Below are 20703 nucleotides of genomic sequence, written 5' to 3'. Positions count from 1 at the left end.
CGCCTCCCGACTCCACCCGGAGGATGACGTCAGTCGACGAGACGGTGCTCGAAGGCGTAGACGACGAGCTGCACGCGGTCGCGCAGGCCGAGCTTGCCGAGGATGCGCGAGATGTGGGTCTTCACCGTCGCCTCGCTCAGGAACTCCCCCGCGGCGATCTCGGAGTTGCTCAGGCCCCGCGCCGCGAGCAGGAAGATGTCGTTCTCCCGCGCGGTGAGACTGCCGAACGCGGCGGGCGGGGTCGCCGCCGCGGGCTGCGAATCGAAGTGCTCGAACAGCTCGCGGGTCGCCGAGGCCGCGATGACGGAGGTGCCGGCGTGCACGGTGCGGATCGCCGCGAGCAGGAACTCGGGGTCGGCGTCCTTGAGCAGGAACCCGCTCGCCCCGCCCCGGATCGCCCGGGTCGCCGCCTCGTCGAGGTCGAAGGTGGTGAGCACGATGATGCGAGGCCGGTCGGAGCCGCGCTCATCGGCGCGAGCCAGGATCTGACGGGTCGACTCGATTCCGTCCATGACCGGCATGCGGATGTCCATCAGCACCACATCGGGCCGGGACGCCTCCGCCATCGCGACCCCCTCGGCTCCGTCGGCGGCCTCGCCCACGAACTCGAGATCGGGCTGCGAGCTGATGAGCATGCGGATGCCGGTGCGGAACAGGGCCTGGTCATCCACGAGGCCGACACGGATGGCGCCGCTCACGCGGGCACCGGGCCGGGCGCGGGGCGGGCGGTCAGGGGCGGGTCGTCCGGGGCCGTGGGCGCGCCCGTCGGCGCGACCGGGACCGCGCCCGTCGTCGCGTGCGCGGTGCCCGTCACGGGAAGAATCGCGCGGACGCCGAAGTGCCGGTCGTTCACCTCGGTGGTCAGGCGACCGCCCACCAGTGCGGCGCGCTCCCGCATACCGGCCAGGCCGTGGCCGAGTCTCAGCTCGCCGGTGGCGGGAGCGGCGACGAGCGCGCTGACCACGGTGATCTCGAGCTCGCGCGGCGACCAGCTGAGGCGCACCGCGACCGGCCCGCTCACATCGCCGTGTCGCAGCGCGTTGGTGAGGGCCTCCTGCACGATGCGATAGGCGGCGAGCTGCGGACCGGCGCCGAGGGGCCGCGTCTCGCCCCGCGCCTCGAACTCGATGACGAGCCCCGAGGCGCGCAGCTGGTCGAGCAGCCGGGGAAGTTCGTCGAGGCCCGGTTGCGGGCCGTCCGACTGGGGGTGGCGCAACTGACCGAGGAGCACGCGCACCTCGCCGAGCGCCTCCCGCGCGGTCGCCGAGATCGTGTCGAGCGCGGCGTCGGCCGCCGCGGGGTCGCTCGCTCGCGCGTACCGCGCGCCGTCGGCCTGGGCGATCACCACGGCGAGCGAGTGCGCCACGACATCGTGCATGTCCCGGGCGATCCGGGTGCGCTCCTGCTCGACGATGACGTCGCGCTCGGCGAGCTCCGCGCCGCGCTGGGCGAGAAGCTGCGCCTCACGGCTCTCGCGGGCCGCGATGCGGGCGCGCACGAGCAGTCCCGCGGTCCACGGCAGGCCGAGAAGCACCGCCATCGCGATGAAGACGAAGAGCACCGGGATCGCCGCGCTCGCCACACCACCGAGGCTCGACACCTCGAACACGGTCGAGGAGGCGCCGAAGTTGAGGTAGAGCGACCCGACGATCGCGCCGACCGCGACGGAGGCGCATCCCGCCCACTTCAGCGCACGGTCGCCATAGGCCGAGCTCGTGTAGAGCGTGGCGAGGATCGCGAGGTCGACGATGGAGGGGTCATTGTGGAAGACGAACATCTGCGCGAGCGCGGTGACCCAGGCGACCCCCAGCGACAGCGGCGGGGAGAACCGCCGGATCGCGAGGGAGACGGTGAAACCGACCGCGACCGCCCAGCGCGACGCCTCGCCGAGCGAGGAGTGTGTCATGAGCAACAGGAACACGAAGGCGATGGAGCCGTCGACCACCAGCTGGGAGGTCTTCATCGCGCGGAACATGCTTCAACGATAGGGACTGGGCGCGCCCCGGGGATCATCCTGCGGATGTACCGCCGGTCAGAACCCGAGGCGGCCCAACTGCTTGGGGTCGCGCTGCCAGTCCTTCGCCACCTTCACGCGCAGCGAGAGGTACACCCGCCGACCGAGCAGCGCCTCGATCTGCTTGCGCGCCCGGGCTCCGACCTCGGCCAGACGCTCCCCGCCGTGCCCGATGATGATGCCCTTCTGACTGTCGCGCTCCACGAAGAGGTTCGCGTAGATGTCCATGAGTTCGCTGTCCTCCCGCTCCACCATGTCGTCGACCGTCACGGCGATCGAGTGCGGCAGCTCGTCCTGGACGCCCTCGAGCACGGCCTCGCGGATGAGCTCGGCGACCCGCGCCTCCAGCCCCTCGTCGGTCACCGCGTCGGCGGGGTAGAGCGGCGCGGAGACGGGCATGAGAGCGATGAGCTCGCGGGCGAGGATATCGAGCTGGATGCCCTCGAGCGAGGAGATCGGGATGATCGCGTCCCAGTCACGCAACTCGCTCACCGCCTGGAGCTGCTCCGCGACGGTCGGGCGCGGCGCCGCGTCGATCTTCGTCACGATCGCGACCTTCTTCGCGCGCGGAAAGGAGTCCAGCTGCTCGTTGATGTACTTGTCGCCCGGCCCGATCCGCTCCCCCGCGGGCACGCAGAAGCCGATCACGTCGACATCCGCCAGCGTGTCCTGCACGACGCTGTTGAGCCGTTCGCCGAGAAGGGTGCGCGGGCGGTGCATTCCCGGGGTGTCGACGACGACGAGCTGCCCGGTCGGCTGGTGCACGATGCCGCGGATCGCCCGCCGCGTGGTCTGCGGCTTCGAGGAGGTGATCGCCACCTTCTCGCCCACGAGCGCGTTCGTGAGCGTCGACTTGCCCACGTTGGGGCGCCCGACGAAGCTCACGAAGCCCGCCCTGAATTCGGTCCCGGTCATTCGTCGTCCTTCGTCTGTTCGCTGAACGCGGCCTGCGCGTCGATGAGGGCCTGGTCGCGTTCGACCAGGACGGTGCTGATGCGCTTGCGGCGGCCCTCGGTGCGCTCCGCCGTGAGGATGAGCCCGGAGATCTCACCGCGCGAGCCCGCCACGGGCAGTCGGCCGACCGCCTTCGTGAGCAGACCGCCGACCGAGTCCACCTCGTCGTCGTCCAGGTCGAGGCCGAAGAGGTCGCCGAGCTCGTCGACCGGCATCCGGGCGGCGACGCGGTAGCGACCCTCGCCGAGATCCTCGACGTCGGGCACCTCGCGGTCGTACTCGTCAGAGATCTCGCCCACGAGCTCCTCGATGAGGTCTTCGAGCGTCACGAGGCCCGCGATTCCGCCGTACTCGTCGACGACGAGCGCGAGGTGATTGGATTCGAGCTGCATCTGGCGGAGCGTGTCGTCGGCCTTCTTCGACTCGGGCACGAAGAGTCCCGGCCGAGCGAGACCGGCCGCGGTCAGGGCGGACGCGCCCGCCGTGCGCTCGTAGGTGACCCGCGCCACGTCGCGGAGGTAGAGCACGCCGAGCACCTCGTCGACGTCGTCGCCGAGGACGGGCATCCGCGACACGCCGCGGCTGAGGAACAGCCCCATCGCGGTGTCGAGCGGGGCATCCGCGTCGACCGTCACCATGTCGGTGCGCGGCACCATGACCTCGCGCACGACCGTGTCGTTGAACTCGAAGATCGAGTGGATCAGCTCGCGGTCGTCCTCCTCGAGCACCTCGAGCTCGGTCGCCTCGTCGACCATGCTGAGCAGCTGCTCCTCGCTCGAGAAGGTCGCGTTCTTGGGACGCCCGGGCGTGACCCGGTTGCCGATCGCGACGAGCGCGCTCGCGACCGGGCCGAGAAATACACGGATCGCGCGGATGAGCGGTGCCGACACCCGGATGATCGTGCGCGAGTTCGCCCGCCCCACGCTGCGCGGGCTCGACCCCACGAGCACGAACGACACCGCCGTCATGATGAGGGCGCTCGCAAGGAGGGCCCACCACCACTCTCGGATCGAGTACGCGAACGAGAGCGAGACGAGCACCGCGGCGGTCGTCTCCGACACGACGCGCATGAAGTTGAGCGCGTTGACGTGCGCGCCGATGTCGGAGGCGATCCCGAGCAGGGAGCGCCGCGACCGGCTGTGCGACGCGATGTCGATCAGATCGGTGCGACTGAGCACCTGGAGCGCGGCATCGGAGGCCGCGAGCAGCCCGCCGAACATCACGAGCACCACGGCCGCGGTGACGAAGATCGCGATCACGTCACTCCGCTACCGTCGTCGTTCCTGCGCTGCGAAACCATCCAGCAGCTCACGCTGGAGGGCGAACATCTCGCGCTCCTCGTCCGGTTCGGCGTGGTCGAAGCCGAGCAGATGCAGCAGACCGTGCGTCGTGAGCAGCATCAGTTCCTCGATCGGGCTATGGCCCGCGGTCTCCGCCTGCGCGATCGCCACCTGGGGGCAGAGCACGATGTCGCCGAGGAGTCCGGCAGGAGTCGGCTGCTCCTCGGTGCCCGGGCGCAGTTCGTCCATCGGGAAGCTCAGCACGTCGGTCGGCCCCGGCTCGTCCATCCACTGCACGTGCAGCTGCTCCATGGCCGACTCGTCGACGAGCACGATCGCGAGCTCGGCGTCCGGGTGCACGTGCAGCTGGTCGAGGTCGTAGGTGACCAGCCGCTGCAGCACCGCCTCGTCGACGGGGATCGCGGACTCGTTGTTGATCTCGATGGACACTAGCGGCCCCACCTTCTGTCGGGGCGGCCGGGGGCCTTCGGGTTCTGGGCGGTCTTGCGGTCCTGCGGCGCGTGCCCGCGGCGTTCGGCACGATTGGCGCCGTCCGGGTCGCCGTGCTCGCGCTCGAATCGGGCGGCCTGCCGCTCGGCGTCGTACTTCGTGTACGCGTCGACGATCCGGCCCACGAGGCTGTGGCGCACCACATCCTCGCTCGTGAGGCGCGCGAAGTGGATGTCGTCGATATCGCTGAGCACCCGCGTGACGAGCTGCAGCCCGCTCGCGCCCACCGGGAGGTCGACCTGCGTGATGTCGCCCGTGACGACCATGCGGGAGCCGAACCCGAGGCGCGTGAGGAACATCTTCATCTGCTCCGGCGTCGTGTTCTGGGCCTCGTCGAGCACGACGAAGGCGTTATTGAGCGTGCGACCGCGCATGTAGGCGAGCGGGGCGACCTCGACCGTGCCCGCCGCGAGCAGCTTGGGCACGATCTCCGGGTCCATCATCTCGTTGAGCGCGTCGTACAGCGGGCGCAGGTAGGGGTCGATCTTGTCGGTGAGTGTGCCCGGCAGGAAGCCGAGCCGCTCCCCCGCCTCGACGGCGGGGCGGGTCAGGATGATCCGCTCCACCTCCTTGCGCTGCAGCGCCTGCACCGCCTTCGCCATCGCGAGATAGGTCTTGCCGGTGCCCGCCGGCCCGATGCCGAACACGATCGTGTGCCGGTCGATCGCGTCGACGTACTCCTTCTGCCCGAGGGTCTTCGGTCGGATGCTCTTGCCGCGGCTCGTGAGGATGGCCTGGCTGAGCAGCTCGGCCGGGCTGCCCTGGCCGCCCTCCAGGATGCGCGCGGACGACGTCACATCGCTCTGGCCGAGTTCGGCGCCGTTGCGTACCAGTGTGATCAGCTCCTTGACCAATCGTTCGGACGCGGCGACCTCCGTCGCCGGCCCGGTGAGGGTGATGATGTTGCCGCGGACGAGCACCTCGACCTCGGGGTACTGCCGCTCGATGGTGGTGAGCAGCCGGTCCTGCGGGCCGAGCAGTCGCACCATGGCGACGCCGTCGACGCGCAGCTCGGCGCGGGTCACCCCGGTGTCGTCGGCCAGCGAGCTGTCGTCAGGAGCCAAGGGAACCTTCGTCGAGGCCGCCGGAGAGCAGGTGGGCATGCACGTGGAAGACCGTCTGGCCCGCCGAGGCGCCGCTGTTGAACACGAGCCGGTACTCCCCGTTGGAGAACTCGCTCGCGAGCCCGTCGGCGATGATCACGACCTCCGCGAGGAGAGCGGGATCGGCCGCGGCGAGCTCGGCGACGGTCGCGTAGGCACCCGACTTGGGCGTGACGAGGAGGTGGAGCGGCGCCTGCGGCGCGATGTCGTGGAACGCGATCACGCGCTCGTTCTCGAAGACGATCCGCGCCGGGATCTCGCGCGCGGCGATGCGCTCGAAGAGGGTGGGTTCGGTCGTCGACATGGTTTCAGCTTAGAGCGCGGGCGCCTACCAGCGCCCCAGTTTCGCGCTGAGCAGAGCGATCGCGGCGGGCCCCGCCGTCGAGGTGCGCAGGACCTCCGGTCCGAGGCGCGCGCGCAGGGCGCCGGCGGCGGCGAAGAGGTCGAACTCGGCGGGCGAGATGCCGCCCTCTGGGCCGACGACGAGCACGAGGTCGCGGTCATCCGGATGCACGGCCGAGAGCGGCTGCGACGACTCCGGGTCGAGCACCACGAGCCGCGCCGACGAACCCAGGGCCGCGAGCTGCCGCGTCGTGACGAGCGGGCTCACCTCGGGCAGCCACGGCCGCACCGACTGCTTGCTCGCCTCGCGCACGAGGGCGGTCCAGCGCGCCTGCCCCTTCGCGATCTTGGCCCCCTCCCAGCGCGAGACGCTGCGCGCGGCGGCCCACGGGATCACGCCGTCGACGCCGAGCTCGGTCGCGGCCTGCACCGCGAGCTCGTCGCGGTCGCCCTTCGCGAGCGCCTGGGCCAGCCAGATGGCCGGCTCCCGCCGCGGCTGCCGCGCGAGCTCGTCGACGCGGAAGCGGAACTCGGCGGGCGCGGCAGCCGTGACCACCCCGCTCGCGATGAGGCCCGCGCCATTGCCGACGGAGACGTGCTCGCCCACCTGCAACCGGCCGACCACGACGGCGTGGCGCGCCTCGGCGCCCGTGACGACCGCCTCGGCATCGAGCTCCGGATCGCCGAGTTCCTCGTCGAGATACAGGTGGGCCACGGCGTCAGACGTTCAGGAAGCGGTCCCGGAGCTTGGCGAAGAGCCCCTGCTGGAACGCGGCGAGGTGCGGCGGAACCTGCTTGCGCGATCCCGCCAGCTGGCGCACGAGCTCCTGCTCCTTCGAGCTCAGGCGCGTGGGCGTCACGACCTGCACACCGATCTTGAGGTCGCCGCGGCCGCTGCCGCGCAGGTGCGTGATGCCGCGATCCTTCACCGTGATGACCTCGGCGCTCTGCGTTCCCGGCTTGATCTCGACGGAGACCTCGCCGTCGAGCGTCTTGAGTCGCGCCGTCGTGCCGAGGATCGCGTCGGTCATCTGCACCTCGAGGGTCGCGAGCAGGTCATCCCCGTTGCGACTGAAGGTGTCGTGGTGCTTGACCTTGATCTCCAGGTAGAGGTCGCCCTGCGGGCCGCCCGCCGGGCCGACCTCGCCCTGCGACGGCAACTGGATGCGCAGGCCGGTGTCGACGCCCGCAGGGATGTCGACCGTCGCGGTGCGGGTCGCGCGCACGCGTCCCTGACCCTGGCAGGTGGGGCACGGGCTCGGGATGACCGTGCCGTAGCCGCGGCAGGTGCCGCAGGGGCTCGACGTCATGACGTTGCCCAGCAGGCTGCGGACCGACCGCTGGATCGAGCCCGAGCCGCCGCAGATGTCGCAGGTCTGCGGGGAGGTGCCGGGCGCGCAGCAGCTGCCCTCGCAGGTCTCGCAGAGCACCGCGGTGTTGATGTCGAGTTCGCGGCGCGTGCCGAAGATGACCTCGTCGAGGTCGAGCTCGACCCGGAGCAGGGCATCCTGACCGCGCTCACGCCGGGACCGCGGGCCGCGACCCTGGCCTCCGCCCGCTCCGCCGCCGAAGAAGGTCTCGAAGATGTCGCCGAAGCCCCCGAAGCCGCCCGCGCCGCCGAAGCCCGCCTGGGGACCGGCGTCGTACTGCTGCCGGGCCTGCGGGTCGCTCAGCACGTCGTAGGCGTGGGTGACGAGCTTGAACTGGTCGCTCGCGTCCGGACTCGGGTTGACGTCGGGGTGCAGCTCGCGGGCGAGGCGACGATACGCCTTCTTGATCTCTTCCGGTGTCGCCGTGCGATCGACGCCGAGCACCTCGTAATGGTCTGCCACGTGTTCCTTCGTGTCTTGGTCTTCGGGACTCAGTCTTCGCCGAGAAGACGGGTCAGGTATCGGGCCACCGCGCGCACGGCGGCCATGTTGTTGGAGTAGTCCTGGCGGAGCGGGCCGAGCACACCGAGGCGCGCGGCGCCCCCACCCGCCTGGGTGTAGCCGCTCGAGAGCACCGAGGTCTCGCCGAGGCCGAACTCCGCGTTCTCGCGGCCGATCCGCACGGCCACGCCGTGCTCGTCGATCGCCATCTCGCCGAACAGGCGCAGGAGCGTGACCTGCTCCTCGATGGCCTCCAGCACGGGGTAGATGCTGCCGGAGAAGTCGTCTTCCGTGCGCACGAGGTTGGCGGTGCCGGCCATCACGAGCCGGTCCTGGCGGTTCGCCGCCACCTGCTCGACGAGACTCGAGGCGATCTGGGTGACGACGGGGCGCCGCTCCGGCACGAACTGCTCGGGGAACTTCGCGAGCAGGGAGGCCGCATCCGCGAGCCCGCGACCGCCGAGCGTCGCATTCAGCCGCGCGCGGAGGTCGGCGAGGAACGACTCGTCCACGGGTGCCGCGACGTCGAGGATCCGCTGCTCCACCCGGCCCGAATCGGTGATGAAGACGCTCATGACCCGCGAGGCGCTGAGCGGGACGAGCTCGACGTGGCGCACGCGCGATGGGGCCAGCGACGGGTACTGCACGAGCGCGACCTGGTGGGTGAGCTGGGAGAGGAGCCGGACGGTGCGCGCGAGCACGTCGTCGAGGTCGACGGAGGCGCCCAGGAAGGCCTCGATCGCCTGCCGCTGGGCCGCGGTGAGCGGGCGCATGTCGGCGAGCTGATCGACGAAGACGCGGTAGCCCTTGTCGGTGGGGATGCGCCCCGAGGAGGTGTGGGGCGCGGTGATGAGCTCCTCTTCCTCGAGGAGCGCCATGTCGTTGCGGATCGTCGCGGCCGAGACGCCGAAGGCGTGCCGCTCGACGATGGACTTCGAGCCGACCGGCTCGCGCGACGCGACGTAGTCCTGCACGATGACGCGGAGCACGTCGAGGCTGCGCTCGGAAACCATGGAAACGCCCCCTCATGGATTAGCACTCACTGATATTGACTGCCAATTCTATCGTGACTTCGGGCATTTCTCCCGTTGCACGCCGCACACCCAAGCACTAGCTTGTGTTGTGTTACCGCCAAAAGCTGAGTATCGGCTGGCAGCGGCAGAACCAGTGCCTTAACGGGGCATCCGGTCCACATTTCGTTACCTGAAAGGCGACACATCATGACTGAACCGACTCCCCAGCCGGCCGCAGCTACTCCCGGCGCTCCCCTCACCGAGGCGGAGGACCGCCAGTGGGCGTCGTTCGCGCACCTCGGCGGAATCATCGGCTTCCTGCCGTCGCTCATCATCTGGCTCGTGTTCAAGGACCGCGGCCGCTTCACGAACACCGAGGCGAAGGAGGCGCTGAACTTCCAGCTCACCTGCCTGGGCCTCTACATCGTGATCAACATCCTCGCGGCAATCGTCGGCGCGATCACCTTCGGCATCGGCGGGCTGCTCATCATCCTCGTCTGGGTCGTCGCGATCCTCAGCATCGTGCTGTCGATCATGGGGTTCCTCAAGGCCAAGGACGGCATCGCGTACCGCTACCCCTTCGCCATCCGACTCATCAAGTAGTCCCACCGCGCGCGTCCCGAGGGGGGCCGGCTTCGGCCGGCCCCCCTCGGTCGTTGTCGGGCACGGGCGGGTCGCGGGCCAGGGCACGGGCGGGTGCACGGGCGCGGGCCGGGTCACGCGGCGGGGCGACGGCCTACTCGGCGAGCAGGCGACGCACGACCGCGTCGGCGAGGAGGCGGCCGCGGAGGGTCAGCTCGATGGTTCCGTGCAGGGCGGCTCGGGCATCCACGAGTTCGTCGGCGATGAGCCCGGCGACGGAGGTCCGCCCCTGCGTCGTGAGCGCCTCGATCGGCAGACCCTCGCGGATGCGCGTCGCGAGCAGCACGCGCTCGACCCTGCGGGTCTCGTCATCGAGGGTCTCGCGCCCGAACGCCGGCGACTCCCCCGCGAGGATCCGCGCGGCGTAGGCCGCGGGGTGCTTCACGTTCCACCAGCGCACGCCCCCGACGTGGCTGTGCGCCCCCGGTCCGACGCCCCACCAATCGTGACCCTGCCAGTACGCCAGGTTGTGACGGGAGCGGTGATCGGCGGCACCGTCGCGCGCCCAGTTGCTCACCTCGTACCAGCCGAATCCGGCCTCGCCGAGCACGGCATCCGCCAGCTCGTACATGTCGGCCTGCAGGTCGTCGCCAGGGGCCGCCACCTCGCCCCGCGCGATCTGCCGGGCGAGTTTCGTGCCCTCCTCCACGATGAGCGCGTAGGCCGAGACGTGGTCGGGCTCCTGGGCGATGGCCTGATCGAGGGATGCTCGCCAGTCGTCGATCGATTCCCCCGGTGTGCCGTAGATGAGATCGAGGCTCACCTCCAGCCCGGCCTCGCGCGCCCACGCGACCACGAGCGGAATGCGGGCCGGGTCGTGCGTGCGCTCCAGGGTCGCCAGCACCCGCGGCACCGCCGACTGCATGCCGAAGGAGACCCTCGTGAAGCCCGCCTCGCGCAGGGAGCGCAGGTAGCCGGCATCGACGGAGTCGGGGTTCGCCTCCGTCGTCACCTCCGCGCCGGGCACCAGCCCCCACGCGTCGCGCACCGCGCCGAGCATGTCGGCGAGGTCGGTGACCGGCAGCATCGTCGGCGTGCCGCCGCCGAAGAACACGGTCGATGCGGGGCGGGGCGCCAGCTGCGCCCGCTCGAGCACGCGACGGGCGAGCGCGATCTCCGCGATCGCCTGACCGGCGTAGTCGCTGCGCTTCGCGCCACGGAGCTCGTCCGCCGTGTACGTGTTGAAGTCGCAGTAGCCGCAGCGCACCCGGCAGAACGGCACGTGCAGGTAGACGCCGAAGGCGCGGGTCTCGGCCCCCTGGCGCACCGAATCCGGAAGGAGCCCGTCGAGGGGCGCGGGATCGGCGATGGGGAGGGCGCTCGGCATGACCCGACAAGTCTCGCACCGATAGCCTTGACGCGATGAGCACCTACATTCTCTGGGACGTCGACGGCACGCTGCTTCGCAACGGGAGGGAGGCCGCGAACCTTTACCACGAGGCGGTCGAACTCAGCGCGGGGCGGGCCCTCGAACAGCTGCTCCCCCACATGCACGGCAAGACCGACGGGCAGATCCTCGCCGAGACCCTCGCCGCCCACGGCCTCGACGCGGGGCTGCACGAGACCGCGCGCCACCATCTCGACGAGCTCTCCCGCCTGCGCCACGAGCGCGGCCTGCATCGCGAGATCTGCCCGGGGATCCCCGAGGCGCTCGACGCCTTCGCCGCGCGCGGCTACGTCAACGCGCTCCTCACCGGCAACTCAGAGCGCCGAGCGCGATTCAAGATCGACGGCTCGGGCCTCCCCGTCGATGCGTTCGACTGGCAGCACTCCTACTTCGGCGACATCACTCCACTGCGCAGCGAGCTCACCATCCGCGCGCAGGAGGAACTGCTCGACCACCGCACCGTCATCATCGGCGACACCCCCGGCGACGACATCGCGGCGCAGGCGGCGGGCATCCCCTTCATCGGGGTCGCGACCGGTGTGTACTCGGTGGACGACCTGCGCGAGACGGGCGCCGCGCTCCTCATCGAGGACTTCGACTCGGGCCTCGACGCGGTGCTGGAGTTCCTCGCGCGCTGAGGCACGGGCCCTCCGCGGGATGCTCGCTCAGGGTCCGATGGGGCCGGCCAGCGCGCGCTCGTACCGGCGCGTGTACGCCTCCTGCGACAGGCGCAGCGCGGGGTAGACGAGCCGCCACCAGCCGGATGCGGGGCGCGAGAAGGAGCGGATGGTCATCCAGATCGACCCGTCGTCGGCCTTCTCGACCACCCAGGCCTCCTCACCGCTCACCGGATGCCCCTTGAGGGTGCCGTAGGCGAAGCCCTTGCGAGCGGGCTCGTCGATCACGAGGACGACGCGAACCGGCGCGCCCACCCGGAACGGCCCGAACGGGATGCGCAGCATCGCCGTGTCGCCCGGGCGCAGGAAGGGGGTGCCATCCGGTCCGAAGAGCGCGTCACCGGAGGAGTCGATCGTCGCCGGCTGCACCGGGTTGCCCTCGGCGTCGAAGCCGACCGGGGTATAGCTCAGAGCGGTCACCTCGCCGGGCAGCTCGGCGACCTCGACCCCCATGCCGCTGAGTCGCTGGAGGCCCCAGGTGAAGAGCTGCGTCCAGGCGTACTCCCACCGCACGGCGCCGTGGCCGATGCGCACCCGTCGCTCCATCGGACGGAAGCCGCGGGGCGGGTACTGCAGGAGATCGGGCGCCTGGGTGCCGCCGATCGCGCCGTAGCTGACCGGCCGCTCCCACAGGGGAGGCTCCTGCGCCGTTCCGCGGCCTATTTTTTGTCCTTCTTCTCGACGTCGCCCGAGAGCGCGGCGATGAACGCCTCCTGCGGCACCTCGACGCGGCCCACCATCTTCATGCGCTTCTTGCCCTCCTTCTGCTTCTCGAGCAGTTTGCGCTTGCGGGTGATGTCACCGCCGTAGCACTTGGCGAGCACGTCCTTGCGCATTGCGCGAATGCTCTCGCGGGCGATGATGCGGGCGCCGATCGCCGCCTGGATGGGCACCTCGAACTGCTGGCGCGGGATGAGCTCACGCAGGCGGCCCGTCATGAGCACGCCATAGGCGTAGGCCTTGTCGCGGTGCACGATCGCACTGAAGGCGTCGACCTGCTCGCCCTGCAGCAGGATGTCGACCTTCACGAGATCGGCCGTCGCCTCGCCGTCCGGCTCGTAGTCGAGCGACGCGTACCCGGCGGTGCGGCTCTTCAGCTGGTCGAAGAAGTCGAAGACGATCTCGCCGAGGGGCATGCGGTAGCGGATCTCCACGCGGTCCTCGCCCAGGTAGTCCATACCGAGGAGCGTGCCCCGACGACCCTGGCACAGCTCCATGATGACGCCCACGTAGTCCTTGGGCGCGAGGATGGCCGACTTCACCATCGGCTCGGCGACGCTCGCGATCTTGCCGCCGGGGAACTCGCTCGGGTTCGTGACGGTGATCGTCTTCTTGTCGTCCGTCGTGACCTCGTAGATCACGCTCGGTGCCGTCGTGATGAGGTCGAGCCCGAACTCGCGGTCGAGTCGCTCGGTCACGATCTCGAGGTGCAGGAGGCCCAGGAAGCCGCAGCGGAAGCCGAAGCCCAGCGCGACCGAGGTCTCCGGCTCGTAGACGAGTGCGGCATCGGACAGCTTGAGCTTGTCGAGCGCCTCCCGCAGCAGCGGGTAGTCGCTCCCGTCGATCGGGTACAGCCCGGAGAAGACCATCGGCTTCGGTTCGGTGTAGCCCGCGAGCGCCTGGGTTGCGGGCTTCGCCGCGGTCGTGATCGTGTCGCCGACCTTGCTCTGGCGCACGTCCTTCACGCCGGTGATGAGGTAGCCGACCTCGCCGACACCGAGTCCCTTGGTCGCCACCGGCTCCGGCGAGCTCACGCCGATCTCGAGGATGTCGTGCACCGCGCGCGTCGACATCATCTGGATCTTCTCGCGGGCGTTCAGCTTGCCGTCGATCATGCGCACGTAGGTGACCACGCCGCGGTAGCTGTCGTAGACGGAGTCGAAGATCATCGCCCGGGCGGCCGCGGTGGGGTCGCCGACCGGCGGCGGGATCAGCTGCGTGACCCGGTCGAGCAGCTCGGAGACGCCGACGCCGGTCTTGCCGCTCACCTTGAGGACGTCATCCGGGTGCCCGCCGATGAGGCTCGCGAGCTCTTTCGCGTACTTCTCGGGTTCCGCCGCCGGCAGATCGATCTTGTTGAGCACCGGGATGATCGTGAGGTCGTTCTCGAGCGCGAGGTACAGGTTCGCGAGCGTCTGCGCCTCGATGCCCTGGGCCGCATCGACGAGCAGGATCGCTCCCTCGCAGGCCGCGAGCGAGCGGGACACCTCGTAGGTGAAGTCGACGTGCCCCGGGGTATCGATCATGTTGAGGGCGAAGGTGTCGGCGCCGAGCTGCCACGGCATGCGCACCGCCTGGCTCTTGATGGTGATGCCGCGCTCGCGCTCGATGTCCATCCGGTCGAGGTACTGGGCCCGCATCGAGCGGTCGTCGACGACACCCGTGATCGACAGCATCCGGTCGGCCAGGGTCGACTTGCCGTGGTCGATGTGGGCGATGATGCAGAAGTTACGGATGAACGCGGGGTCGGTCGCCGCGGGCTCGAGGGCCTTGAGTGCTCGTGGTGACATTTGTCATATTGTCCCACGCGGCGGGGCGGCCGGATGCCCGGGCGCCGGCAGCCGGCGCAGGCCCTCCAGCAGATCCTCACGTGTCGCGGCCGCGCACACGCGGATCCAGCCCTCGCCCGACCGCCCGAAGGCGCTCCCCGGGGCGATGGCGACGCGCTGCTCCATGAGGAACCGCACCGCCCACTCGGCGACGTCGCCGCCGCTCGCGTGACTGACGTCGACCCAGAGGTAGAAGGTGCCGTGGGGAACGAGGTAGCGGATGCCGCGGTCATCCAGCAGCGCCATCGCCGCCGTGAGGTTGGAGCGGTAGTGCTCGCGCGCCTCGGCCACCGGCGCCTGGCTGCCGGTGACGGCCGCGATCGCCGCGTATTGGCCCGGCGTGCTCGCGCAGCTGATCGTGGTCTCCTGAACGGTGCGCATGACCTCGGCCATACCCGGGGGCGTGACGAGGTAGCCGATGCGGATCCCGGTCATCGCGTAGGTCTTCGACAGCGAGAAGGCCGTGAAGACCCGATCGTCGTCGTCGAGGCTCGCGATGCTCACGTGCGGCTCATCCCAGGCGAAGTACTCGTACACCTCGTCGCTCAGGATCCAGAGATCGTGGCGCCGGGCGAAGGCGAGCAGCTCGCGCATGCGCTCCTCCGACAGCACGGTGCCGAGCGGGTTCGACGGCGAGTTGATCACGAGCACCTTGGTGCGCTCGCTGACGAGCTGCTCGAGCTGCGCGATCTCGGGCAGGAAGCCGTGGTCGGGATGCAGCGGATACGGCACCGGCACGGCGTCGAGCATGCGCGGGGTCATGGTGAAGGTCGTGTAGCCCGGGTCGGGGATGAGCACCTCGTCGCCCGCGGAGAGCAGGAGGTGCATCGCCTGATGGAGGGCCTGGGTCGCGCCGATCGTCACCCACACCTGCTGCGGGGTCACGTGCAGCCGGTTCTCGCGAGCGAGCTTCTCGACGAGCGCGGCGCGCAGCGGCGCGATTCCCCCGTTGTCGGTGTAGTCGGTCTGATCGGCGTCCCAGGCGCGCTTCGCGGCCTCGCCGATGTGGGCGGCCACCGGCACGTCGGGCTCGCCCACCCCGAGCGAGATGACGTCGTCGAGCTCGGAGGCGATCAGGTAGATCCGACGGATGCCAGACCCCGGCACCTGGGGGATGTGCGGGGCGAGCTGCGGCATAGGCCTACGCTACTGGGTTCGTCCCCGCGAGGCGCTCGGTGCGAATGCGCTCGGCCGCCGACACCGGCTTCTCCTCGGCCGGAACATCGGCGGCGCCGATCCCCTGCACGAGAGTGCCCGGATCGACGTCGAGTCCGGCGGCTATCTTGACGATGTTGTGCAGGCTGAGGTTGCGGGTGCCGCGTTCCACCTGTCCGATGAAGGTCCAGTGGACGCCCGACAGCTCCGCGAGGGTCTCCTGGCTGATGCCGAGGCGCTTGCGGTTGTCGCGGACCCGCTCGCCGAAGACGCGTGCGGCTTCAGATTTCATCTCAGCCATACCGTCATGAGTACTCATCCCGATCAGGACAGAACAGAGGCGCACGACACTATGCGTTTGCATCCAGTATGCAGGGTATCGACCAGGATGACCGGCATTGGCGATTGCGCCCCCGGGCTGGTAGTGTTTCCTGTTGGCTTACGCGCCCGTTCCGATCCACTCGGGAGGGAAGCGCGATTCGCGGCCGAGAGTCCACCACCTGATGGTTCTCGAGCTCGGCCGCTCACTCATTCCTCAGTAACGAAAAGGGTAATCCACGTGGCAAACATCAAGTCGCAGATCAAGCGCATCGGCACCAACAAGAAGGCTCAGGACCGCAACAAGGCCGTCAAGAGCGAGCTGAAGACCGCGATCCGCGCCGCCCGCACGGCCATCTCCACCGGTGACAAGGCGGCGGCGTCGACCGCGCTCTCCGTTGCCGGCAAGAAGCTCGACAAGGCCGCCAGCAAGGGTGTCATCCACAAGAACCAGGCGGCGAACCGCAAGTCGGCCATCGCCAAGCAGGTCGCCGCCCTCTAAGGCGTCATGCTGACGCGCGAGCCACTCGCGCCTCGCACGCAAACCGTGGCAGGAAGCCCGTCGCTCATTGAGCGGCGGGCTTCTTCCGTTGCCGGTGGCGGGCGCACTGCGGCGGCGAGGGGTCGCGGGCTGTGCGCGCTGAGGCGTGGCGGGTTGTGCGCGCTCAGGCGTGGCGGGTTGTGCGCGCTCAGGCGTGGCGGGTTGTGCGCGCTCAGGCGTGGCGGGTTGTGCGCGCCCGCGGACTACTCCCCGCGCCGGCTGATGACGGCGATCATGCGCTCGAGGGCGAAGACCGGGTCACGACCGGCGCCCTTGACCTGGGCATCCGTCTCGGCGAGCAGCTCGATCGAGCGCCCGAGTCCCTCGTCGCTCCAGCCGCGCAGGTCGCGCTGCGCGCGCTCCACCTGCCAGGGCGCGAGACCGAACTGCTGGGCCAGCTGCCCGGAGCCGCCGCGCGCACCCGAGAGCTTCGCCATCGTGCGCAGCTTCGAGGCGAACGCCGCGACCATGGGAACCGGGTCCGCTCCCGAGGAGAGCGCGTGGCGGAGCAGAACGAGCGCCTCGCCGGAGCGCCCCGCGATCGCCGCATCCGCGACCTTGAAGGCGTTCGTCTCCACCCGGCCCGAGTAGTACTTCTCGACCGTGGCGTCGGTGATCTCCTCGCTGGAGTCGGCGAGGAGCTGCTGGCACGCGGAGGCGAGCTCGGCGAGGTCGTCGGCGAACGCGGAGACGAGCGCGCGCAGGGCACTCGCGGTGACGCGGCGGCCGCGGTCGGCGAACTCGGCCGCCGCGAAGTCGAGCTTCTCCGTGTCTTTCTTGAGCTCGCCGCAGACGACCTCGATTCCGCCGCCCGTGCCCGACCGGATCGCGTCCAGCAGCTTCTTGCCGCGCACCCCGCCCGCGTGGCGCAGCACCACGTAGGTGTCGTCGGCGGGCTGGTCGAGGTAGGCGATCGTCTCGGCGAGGAAGGCATCCGTGCACTTCTCGACGTTGCTGACGCGGATCAGACGGGGTTCGGCGAACAGGGACGGGCTCGCGAGGGTCATGAGCTCGCCCGGAGCATAGGCGTCGGCCTCGAGGTCGCTCACTTCGAGGCTCGGGTCCTCCGCCTTCAGGGTCTCCCGGAGGCGCCGGATGGCCCGATCGGCGAGGAACCCCTCGGTACCCGACACGAGCACGATCGGTGCGGGCCGGATCTCGCGCCAGCTCAATTGCGGGATCGCGGCACCGCGGGCGGAGCCTGATGCTCCCGACGTCGACCGTGCTGCGGGTCGTGCTGCGGCCACCGGGCCCCCTCTCGCTGCTCCCCAGTTTATGGTCCCCCGCCGACACCCCGCCGGGCGCTCCAGAGCCGCAGCTCGCCCGGGCGTGCGCCGGGCGCGACGAGCACGAGCCCCTGCAGGTCGGTGCGCGCGACGACGGTGCGCACGCGGCGCAGGATGCCCAGCGCGGTCGCGGTGGGATGCCCGTAGCGGTTGTGGAGCCCGACACCGATGAGACCGACCACCGCGGTGACCCGCGCGTACATCGCGGGTGCCTGATCGGCCGAGCCGTGGTGCCCGACCTCGATGACGTCGAGGTGGCCGAGGCGCGGATTCGCCGTGAGCAGGCCGGTCTGCGCGTGCTCGTTGAGATCGCCGACGAACATCGACCGGAGGCACCCCGAGCGACAGCCGTCTGCGGGGCGGAACTCGATCGTGACGCTCGACTCGTTGCCCGGCTCGTACCCGGCGTGATCCGCCGTGGGCCAGAGGATGCGCCAGTCCAGATCGCCGAGTCGCCCCGCCACCCCGATCGACACCTGCTCGACGGTCGCTCCCGCGGATCTCAGCCCCGCGAGCAGCTGTGCCTCGCGGGGACGGCCGCTCGGCGGCCCGACGAGCGCGCGGTCGACCATACCGTCGACCGCGGGCGTACCCGCGATGTGATCGAGATCGAAGTGGCTGAGCACGAGGAGGTCGACGCGGGTCACCCCGAGCGTGGCGAGACAGGCGCGAAGCAGCGTCGGTGAGGGACCGGTGTCGAGCAGGGCGACGCGACCCGCGCTGCGCACGATCATCGCGTCGCCCTGGCCCACGTCACAGGCCGCGATCGCCCAGTCGGCCGGCCTGCCCGCATCCGCGATCACGCGACCCGCGAGCGTGGCGACCGCGACAACGATCACCACGCCCGCGAGAGCCGCGGCGAGCACGCGCCGAGCCGTGCGCGGCAGCCGGGCGAGAAGGACGAGGAGGAGCAGCGCCGTGACCGCGGCGAGCAGGAGCGCGCCCGGGAGGCCCGCGGGCCAGGCGAGACTCGCGCCGGGGAGGCCCGCGAAGAACCGTGCGACCGCGGCGATCCACGCCGCGGGCAGCCAGGCGACCGCGGTCAGCAGCTGACCGAGCGGAGCACAGACCGGGAGGAGAACGCAGGCGAGGAGCCCGATCACCGTCGCGACGGGCGCGGCCGGCTCGGCGAACACGTTCGCGACGACACCGTAGAGGGGCAGGGTCGGGGCGAGGAGGATCAGCACCGGCTGGCAGAGGAGCTGTGCCGACGCGGGCACGGCGAGCGTCAGCGCGAGCCAGCCGGGCATCCACCGACCGAGGCGGCGGGCGAGGGGCGGCGCGATGACCACGAGCGCGACCGTGGCCACGACCGACAGCACGAAGCCGAACTGGACCGCGAGCCAGGGATCGGCGAGCACGAGCACGGCCACCGCGACGGAGATGACGGGCACGCCCTGCACGGGTCTGCCCCGCGCGAGGGAGACGAGCACGAGCGCCGCCATGACCGCGGCGCGGAGAACGCTCGGCTGCGGAGTGACGAGCACCACGAAGGCGAGGAGCACCACGAGCGCCGCAGCGATGCGGATGCCTCGGGAGAGCCCCAGCGCGCCACCCACGAGCACGACGAGCCCGATCACGACGGCGCAGTTCGCCCCCGACACCGCGGTGAGGTGCGTCAGCGAGGAGGTCGTCATCGCGGTCGTGAGCGACGGGTCGACGGCCACCGTGTCGCCGAGCGCGAGTCCGGGGAGGAGCCCGCTCGCGTCGCCGGGCAGCCGCGCCGCGGCCCGCCCGAAACCGTGACGCAGCGCTCCCGCCCAAGCGAGGTACGGGGGCGGCGGCGCGAGCACCCGGGCGGGGCCACTCGCGAAGACGAGAAAGGAGGCGGAATCGGCGCGCGGCGTCGCCCGGAGGCGACCGCTGAGGCGGATGGTGGAGCCGAGCTCGATGCGCTCGTGCGGAGCGCCGTCGAACACCAGCACGGGAACGGCGTAGCCGCGCCCCTGCGCCCGCACGAGGGTCGCGGCGAAGTGCCGGGTTCCGGGGATGACCGTCTGCGCCGTGACCAGGCGCGCATCGCTCAGCGTGCGCACCCCGGAGAGCTCGGGCGGGTGCCGGGCGGGGTCGTGCGCGACGACCGAACCCGCGGCCACGGCGGCGAAGCAGGCCGCGACGACCGCGAGCAGAAGCGCGGCGGGCGCGGGTCGGCGACGCGCACGGGCGAGGCCGCCGGCGAGGGCGAGGCCGGCGAGGGCGACGGTGGCGAGGCCGATCATCCACAGCCAGGCCGCACCGGGGGCCTGCAGGCAGACCGCGGTGGCCACCCACGCGGTAAGCGCGGGGATGCCGATGCGCGCGCCGGTCACACCGTCACCCTCGGCTTGATTGCCGCGAACTTCTTGTCGCCGATGCCGGTGACGTTCGTCAGCTCATCGACCGAGGCGAAGCGGCCGTGGGCCGCCCGATACTGGAGGATCCGCGCGGCGAGGGCGGGGCCTACTCCGTCGAGCGTCTCGAGCGTGGCCTCGTCGGCGGTGTTGAGATTGACGAGCGCTCCGCCGGCCGCCCCGGCTCCCCCACCGGCACCCGGAACGGCGGAGGCGGTGGCGCCCTTCCGCGGCACCGGCAGCTGCTCACCGTCGGCGACGACTCGCGCGAGATTGAGCGCACCCTGATCGGCGCCCGCGGCGAATCCGCCCGCCGCCGCGATCGCGTCCACCACCCGGTCGCCCTGCGCGAGGCGGTAGAGCCCGGGCCGCGCGACCTGGCCCGTGACGTGCACGTAGATTCCCGAGTCATCGATTCCCGAGCCATTCGCCGCCGTGCCCGCGCCCCGCCGAGGGGCTGCTGTCGCACCGGGCCACACCGACGCCGCCCCGGCCTGCCCCGAGCGAACGGGCGCGGGGACCGCCGGCCGCGCGACCGTGCGGGCACCACCGTGGGGCGTGAACGACACGACCGCGATGACGACCACGAGGCACGTCATCACGACGACGGCGGCGGCACCGAGCGTGACCCGCAGCCTGCCGCGCGGTCGCTCCTCGCTCGGGCTGTCACTCACTCGGTCAGGCTAGGTCGGGACCTCGCGCCCCGTCGGCGCTCGGACCCGCCCTGTGGA

General features: G+C 70.9%; 21 protein-coding genes. 3 read left to right on the top strand and 18 right to left on the bottom strand.

All coding sequences use genetic code 11. The annotated features are described in order from the left end of the window. Window positions 1-29 precede the first annotated feature (29 nt). The 10 genes from G3T37_RS00590 to hrcA all read right to left on the bottom strand — a co-directional run bounded on the left by G3T37_RS00590 (window position 30) and on the right by hrcA (window position 9087). Complete coding sequence (locus G3T37_RS00590; protein WP_163471493.1) at window positions 30-698, bottom strand: response regulator; 669 nt, start codon at window positions 696-698, stop codon at window positions 30-32. After that, window positions 695-1963 (bottom strand): sensor histidine kinase, encoded by a 1269-nt coding sequence (locus G3T37_RS15080; protein ID WP_163471491.1) that lies wholly within the window; start codon window positions 1961-1963, stop codon window positions 695-697. The genes G3T37_RS00590 and G3T37_RS15080 overlap by 4 nt, the downstream gene beginning before the upstream one ends. Window positions 1964-2032: 69 nt before the next feature. Beyond that, window positions 2033-2929 carry a GTPase Era gene (gene era, locus G3T37_RS00580; RefSeq protein ID WP_163471490.1) on the bottom strand — a complete coding sequence of 299 codons (897 nt, stop codon included), beginning with the start codon at window positions 2927-2929 and terminating at the stop codon, window positions 2033-2035. Then, the gene (locus G3T37_RS00575; RefSeq protein ID WP_422110970.1) at window positions 2926-4224 is read right to left on the bottom strand and encodes a hemolysin family protein; all 1299 of its coding nucleotides are present in this window, start codon (window positions 4222-4224) and stop codon (window positions 2926-2928) included. Before G3T37_RS00575 ends, era begins: the two co-directional genes overlap by 4 nt. Window positions 4225-4236: 12 nt before the next feature. Beyond that, window positions 4237-4698, bottom strand: a complete 462-nt coding sequence (gene ybeY, locus G3T37_RS00570; RefSeq protein WP_163471488.1) for an rRNA maturation RNase YbeY — start codon at window positions 4696-4698, stop codon at window positions 4237-4239. Beyond that, window positions 4698-5747, bottom strand: a complete 1050-nt coding sequence (locus tag G3T37_RS00565; RefSeq protein WP_241732114.1) for a PhoH family protein — start codon at window positions 5745-5747, stop codon at window positions 4698-4700. The genes ybeY and G3T37_RS00565 overlap by 1 nt, the downstream gene beginning before the upstream one ends. Window positions 5748-5811: 64 nt before the next feature. Further along, complete coding sequence (locus tag G3T37_RS00560; protein ID WP_163471484.1) at window positions 5812-6165, bottom strand: HIT domain-containing protein; 354 nt, start codon at window positions 6163-6165, stop codon at window positions 5812-5814. Window positions 6166-6189: 24 nt separating this feature from the next. Then, window positions 6190-6918, bottom strand: a complete 729-nt coding sequence (locus G3T37_RS00555; RefSeq protein ID WP_163471482.1) for a 16S rRNA (uracil(1498)-N(3))-methyltransferase — start codon at window positions 6916-6918, stop codon at window positions 6190-6192. Between the two features lie 4 nt (window positions 6919-6922). Continuing rightward, complete coding sequence (dnaJ, locus tag G3T37_RS00550) at window positions 6923-8035, bottom strand: molecular chaperone DnaJ (protein ID WP_163471480.1); 1113 nt, start codon at window positions 8033-8035, stop codon at window positions 6923-6925. Window positions 8036-8064: 29 nt separating this feature from the next. After that, window positions 8065-9087 carry a heat-inducible transcriptional repressor HrcA gene (hrcA, locus tag G3T37_RS00545; protein WP_163471478.1) on the bottom strand — a complete coding sequence of 341 codons (1023 nt, stop codon included), beginning with the start codon at window positions 9085-9087 and terminating at the stop codon, window positions 8065-8067. A gap of 207 nt (window positions 9088-9294) precedes the next feature. Between hrcA and G3T37_RS00540 the strand changes: the two genes are divergently transcribed. After that, on the top strand, window positions 9295-9690 hold the full coding sequence (locus tag G3T37_RS00540; RefSeq protein WP_163471476.1) for a DUF4870 domain-containing protein: 396 nt from the start codon (window positions 9295-9297) through the stop codon (window positions 9688-9690). Between the two features lie 133 nt (window positions 9691-9823). Here G3T37_RS00540 and hemW read toward each other — a convergent pair whose 3' ends face one another. Beyond that, window positions 9824-11056: a radical SAM family heme chaperone HemW gene (gene hemW / locus G3T37_RS00535; protein WP_163471474.1), complete on the bottom strand. Its 1233-nt coding sequence runs from the start codon at window positions 11054-11056 to the stop codon at window positions 9824-9826. 35 nt (window positions 11057-11091) lie between these two features. Here hemW and G3T37_RS00530 point away from each other — a divergent pair, with 35 nt between their 5' ends. Then, a complete protein-coding gene (locus G3T37_RS00530; RefSeq protein WP_163471472.1) occupies window positions 11092-11754 on the top strand; it encodes an HAD family hydrolase in 663 nt (220 codons plus the stop codon). Between the two features lie 27 nt (window positions 11755-11781). Here G3T37_RS00530 and G3T37_RS00525 read toward each other — a convergent pair whose 3' ends face one another. Genes G3T37_RS00525 through G3T37_RS00510 form a run of 4 tightly spaced genes read right to left on the bottom strand, consistent with a single transcriptional unit; the run spans window position 11782 to window position 15798 of the window. Further along, complete coding sequence (locus tag G3T37_RS00525; RefSeq protein WP_338401196.1) at window positions 11782-12396, bottom strand: DUF1990 family protein; 615 nt, start codon at window positions 12394-12396, stop codon at window positions 11782-11784. A gap of 56 nt (window positions 12397-12452) precedes the next feature. Further along, window positions 12453-14303: a translation elongation factor 4 gene (gene lepA / locus G3T37_RS00520; RefSeq protein WP_163471468.1), complete on the bottom strand. Its 1851-nt coding sequence runs from the start codon at window positions 14301-14303 to the stop codon at window positions 12453-12455. 3 nt (window positions 14304-14306) lie between these two features. Then, window positions 14307-15479: a pyridoxal phosphate-dependent aminotransferase gene (locus G3T37_RS00515; protein ID WP_163471466.1), complete on the bottom strand. Its 1173-nt coding sequence runs from the start codon at window positions 15477-15479 to the stop codon at window positions 14307-14309. 4 nt (window positions 15480-15483) lie between these two features. After that, the gene (locus G3T37_RS00510; protein ID WP_163471463.1) at window positions 15484-15798 is read right to left on the bottom strand and encodes a helix-turn-helix domain-containing protein; all 315 of its coding nucleotides are present in this window, start codon (window positions 15796-15798) and stop codon (window positions 15484-15486) included. Between the two features lie 258 nt (window positions 15799-16056). On the opposite strand from G3T37_RS00510, the gene rpsT reads away from it, so the two are divergent. Next, window positions 16057-16317 (top strand): 30S ribosomal protein S20, encoded by a 261-nt coding sequence (gene rpsT, locus G3T37_RS14700; protein WP_163471461.1) that lies wholly within the window; start codon window positions 16057-16059, stop codon window positions 16315-16317. A gap of 242 nt (window positions 16318-16559) precedes the next feature. Here the strand turns inward: rpsT and holA are convergent, their stop codons facing one another. The 3 genes from holA to G3T37_RS00490 are packed head-to-tail and all read right to left on the bottom strand — an operon-like array spanning window position 16560 to window position 20646. Further along, the gene (holA, locus tag G3T37_RS00500) at window positions 16560-17603 is read right to left on the bottom strand and encodes a DNA polymerase III subunit delta (protein WP_163471459.1); all 1044 of its coding nucleotides are present in this window, start codon (window positions 17601-17603) and stop codon (window positions 16560-16562) included. Between the two features lie 26 nt (window positions 17604-17629). Beyond that, entirely contained in the window at window positions 17630-19951 is a 2322-nt protein-coding gene (locus G3T37_RS00495; RefSeq protein ID WP_163471457.1) for a ComEC/Rec2 family competence protein, read from the bottom strand. Beyond that, window positions 19948-20646 (bottom strand): ComEA family DNA-binding protein, encoded by a 699-nt coding sequence (locus G3T37_RS00490; RefSeq protein ID WP_338401135.1) that lies wholly within the window; start codon window positions 20644-20646, stop codon window positions 19948-19950. Before G3T37_RS00490 ends, G3T37_RS00495 begins: the two co-directional genes overlap by 4 nt. Between the last annotated feature and the right edge of the window lie 57 nt (window positions 20647-20703).

The sequence above is a fragment of the Galbitalea soli genome, assembly GCF_010686725.1.
GTDB classification, from domain to species: domain Bacteria; phylum Actinomycetota; class Actinomycetes; order Actinomycetales; family Microbacteriaceae; genus Galbitalea; species Galbitalea soli.
This window is presented reverse-complemented; position numbering and strand designations above follow the sequence as displayed.

Excerpts from the sequence above, each read along its gene's own strand:
- G3T37_RS15080 (WP_163471491.1), bottom strand. The coding sequence starts at position 1,963 with ATGAAGACCTCCCAGCTGGTGGTCGACGGCTCCATCGCCTTCGTGTTC.
- era (WP_163471490.1), bottom strand. The coding sequence starts at position 2,929 with ATGACCGGGACCGAATTCAGGGCGGGCTTCGTGAGCTTCGTCGGGCGC.
- G3T37_RS00515 (WP_163471466.1), bottom strand. The coding sequence starts at position 15,479 with ATGCCGCAGCTCGCCCCGCACATCCCCCAGGTGCCGGGGTCTGGCATC.
- hrcA (WP_163471478.1), bottom strand. The coding sequence starts at position 9,087 with ATGGTTTCCGAGCGCAGCCTCGACGTGCTCCGCGTCATCGTGCAGGAC.
- lepA (WP_163471468.1), bottom strand. The coding sequence starts at position 14,303 with ATGTCACCACGAGCACTCAAGGCCCTCGAGCCCGCGGCGACCGACCCC.
- hemW (WP_163471474.1), bottom strand. The coding sequence starts at position 11,056 with ATGCCGAGCGCCCTCCCCATCGCCGATCCCGCGCCCCTCGACGGGCTC.
- G3T37_RS00565 (WP_241732114.1), bottom strand. The coding sequence starts at position 5,747 with ATGGTGCGACTGCTCGGCCCGCAGGACCGGCTGCTCACCACCATCGAG.
- G3T37_RS00530 (WP_163471472.1), top strand. The coding sequence starts at position 11,092 with ATGAGCACCTACATTCTCTGGGACGTCGACGGCACGCTGCTTCGCAAC.
- G3T37_RS00540 (WP_163471476.1), top strand. The coding sequence starts at position 9,295 with ATGACTGAACCGACTCCCCAGCCGGCCGCAGCTACTCCCGGCGCTCCC.
- G3T37_RS00510 (WP_163471463.1), bottom strand. The coding sequence starts at position 15,798 with ATGGCTGAGATGAAATCTGAAGCCGCACGCGTCTTCGGCGAGCGGGTC.
- G3T37_RS00560 (WP_163471484.1), bottom strand. The coding sequence starts at position 6,165 with ATGTCGACGACCGAACCCACCCTCTTCGAGCGCATCGCCGCGCGCGAG.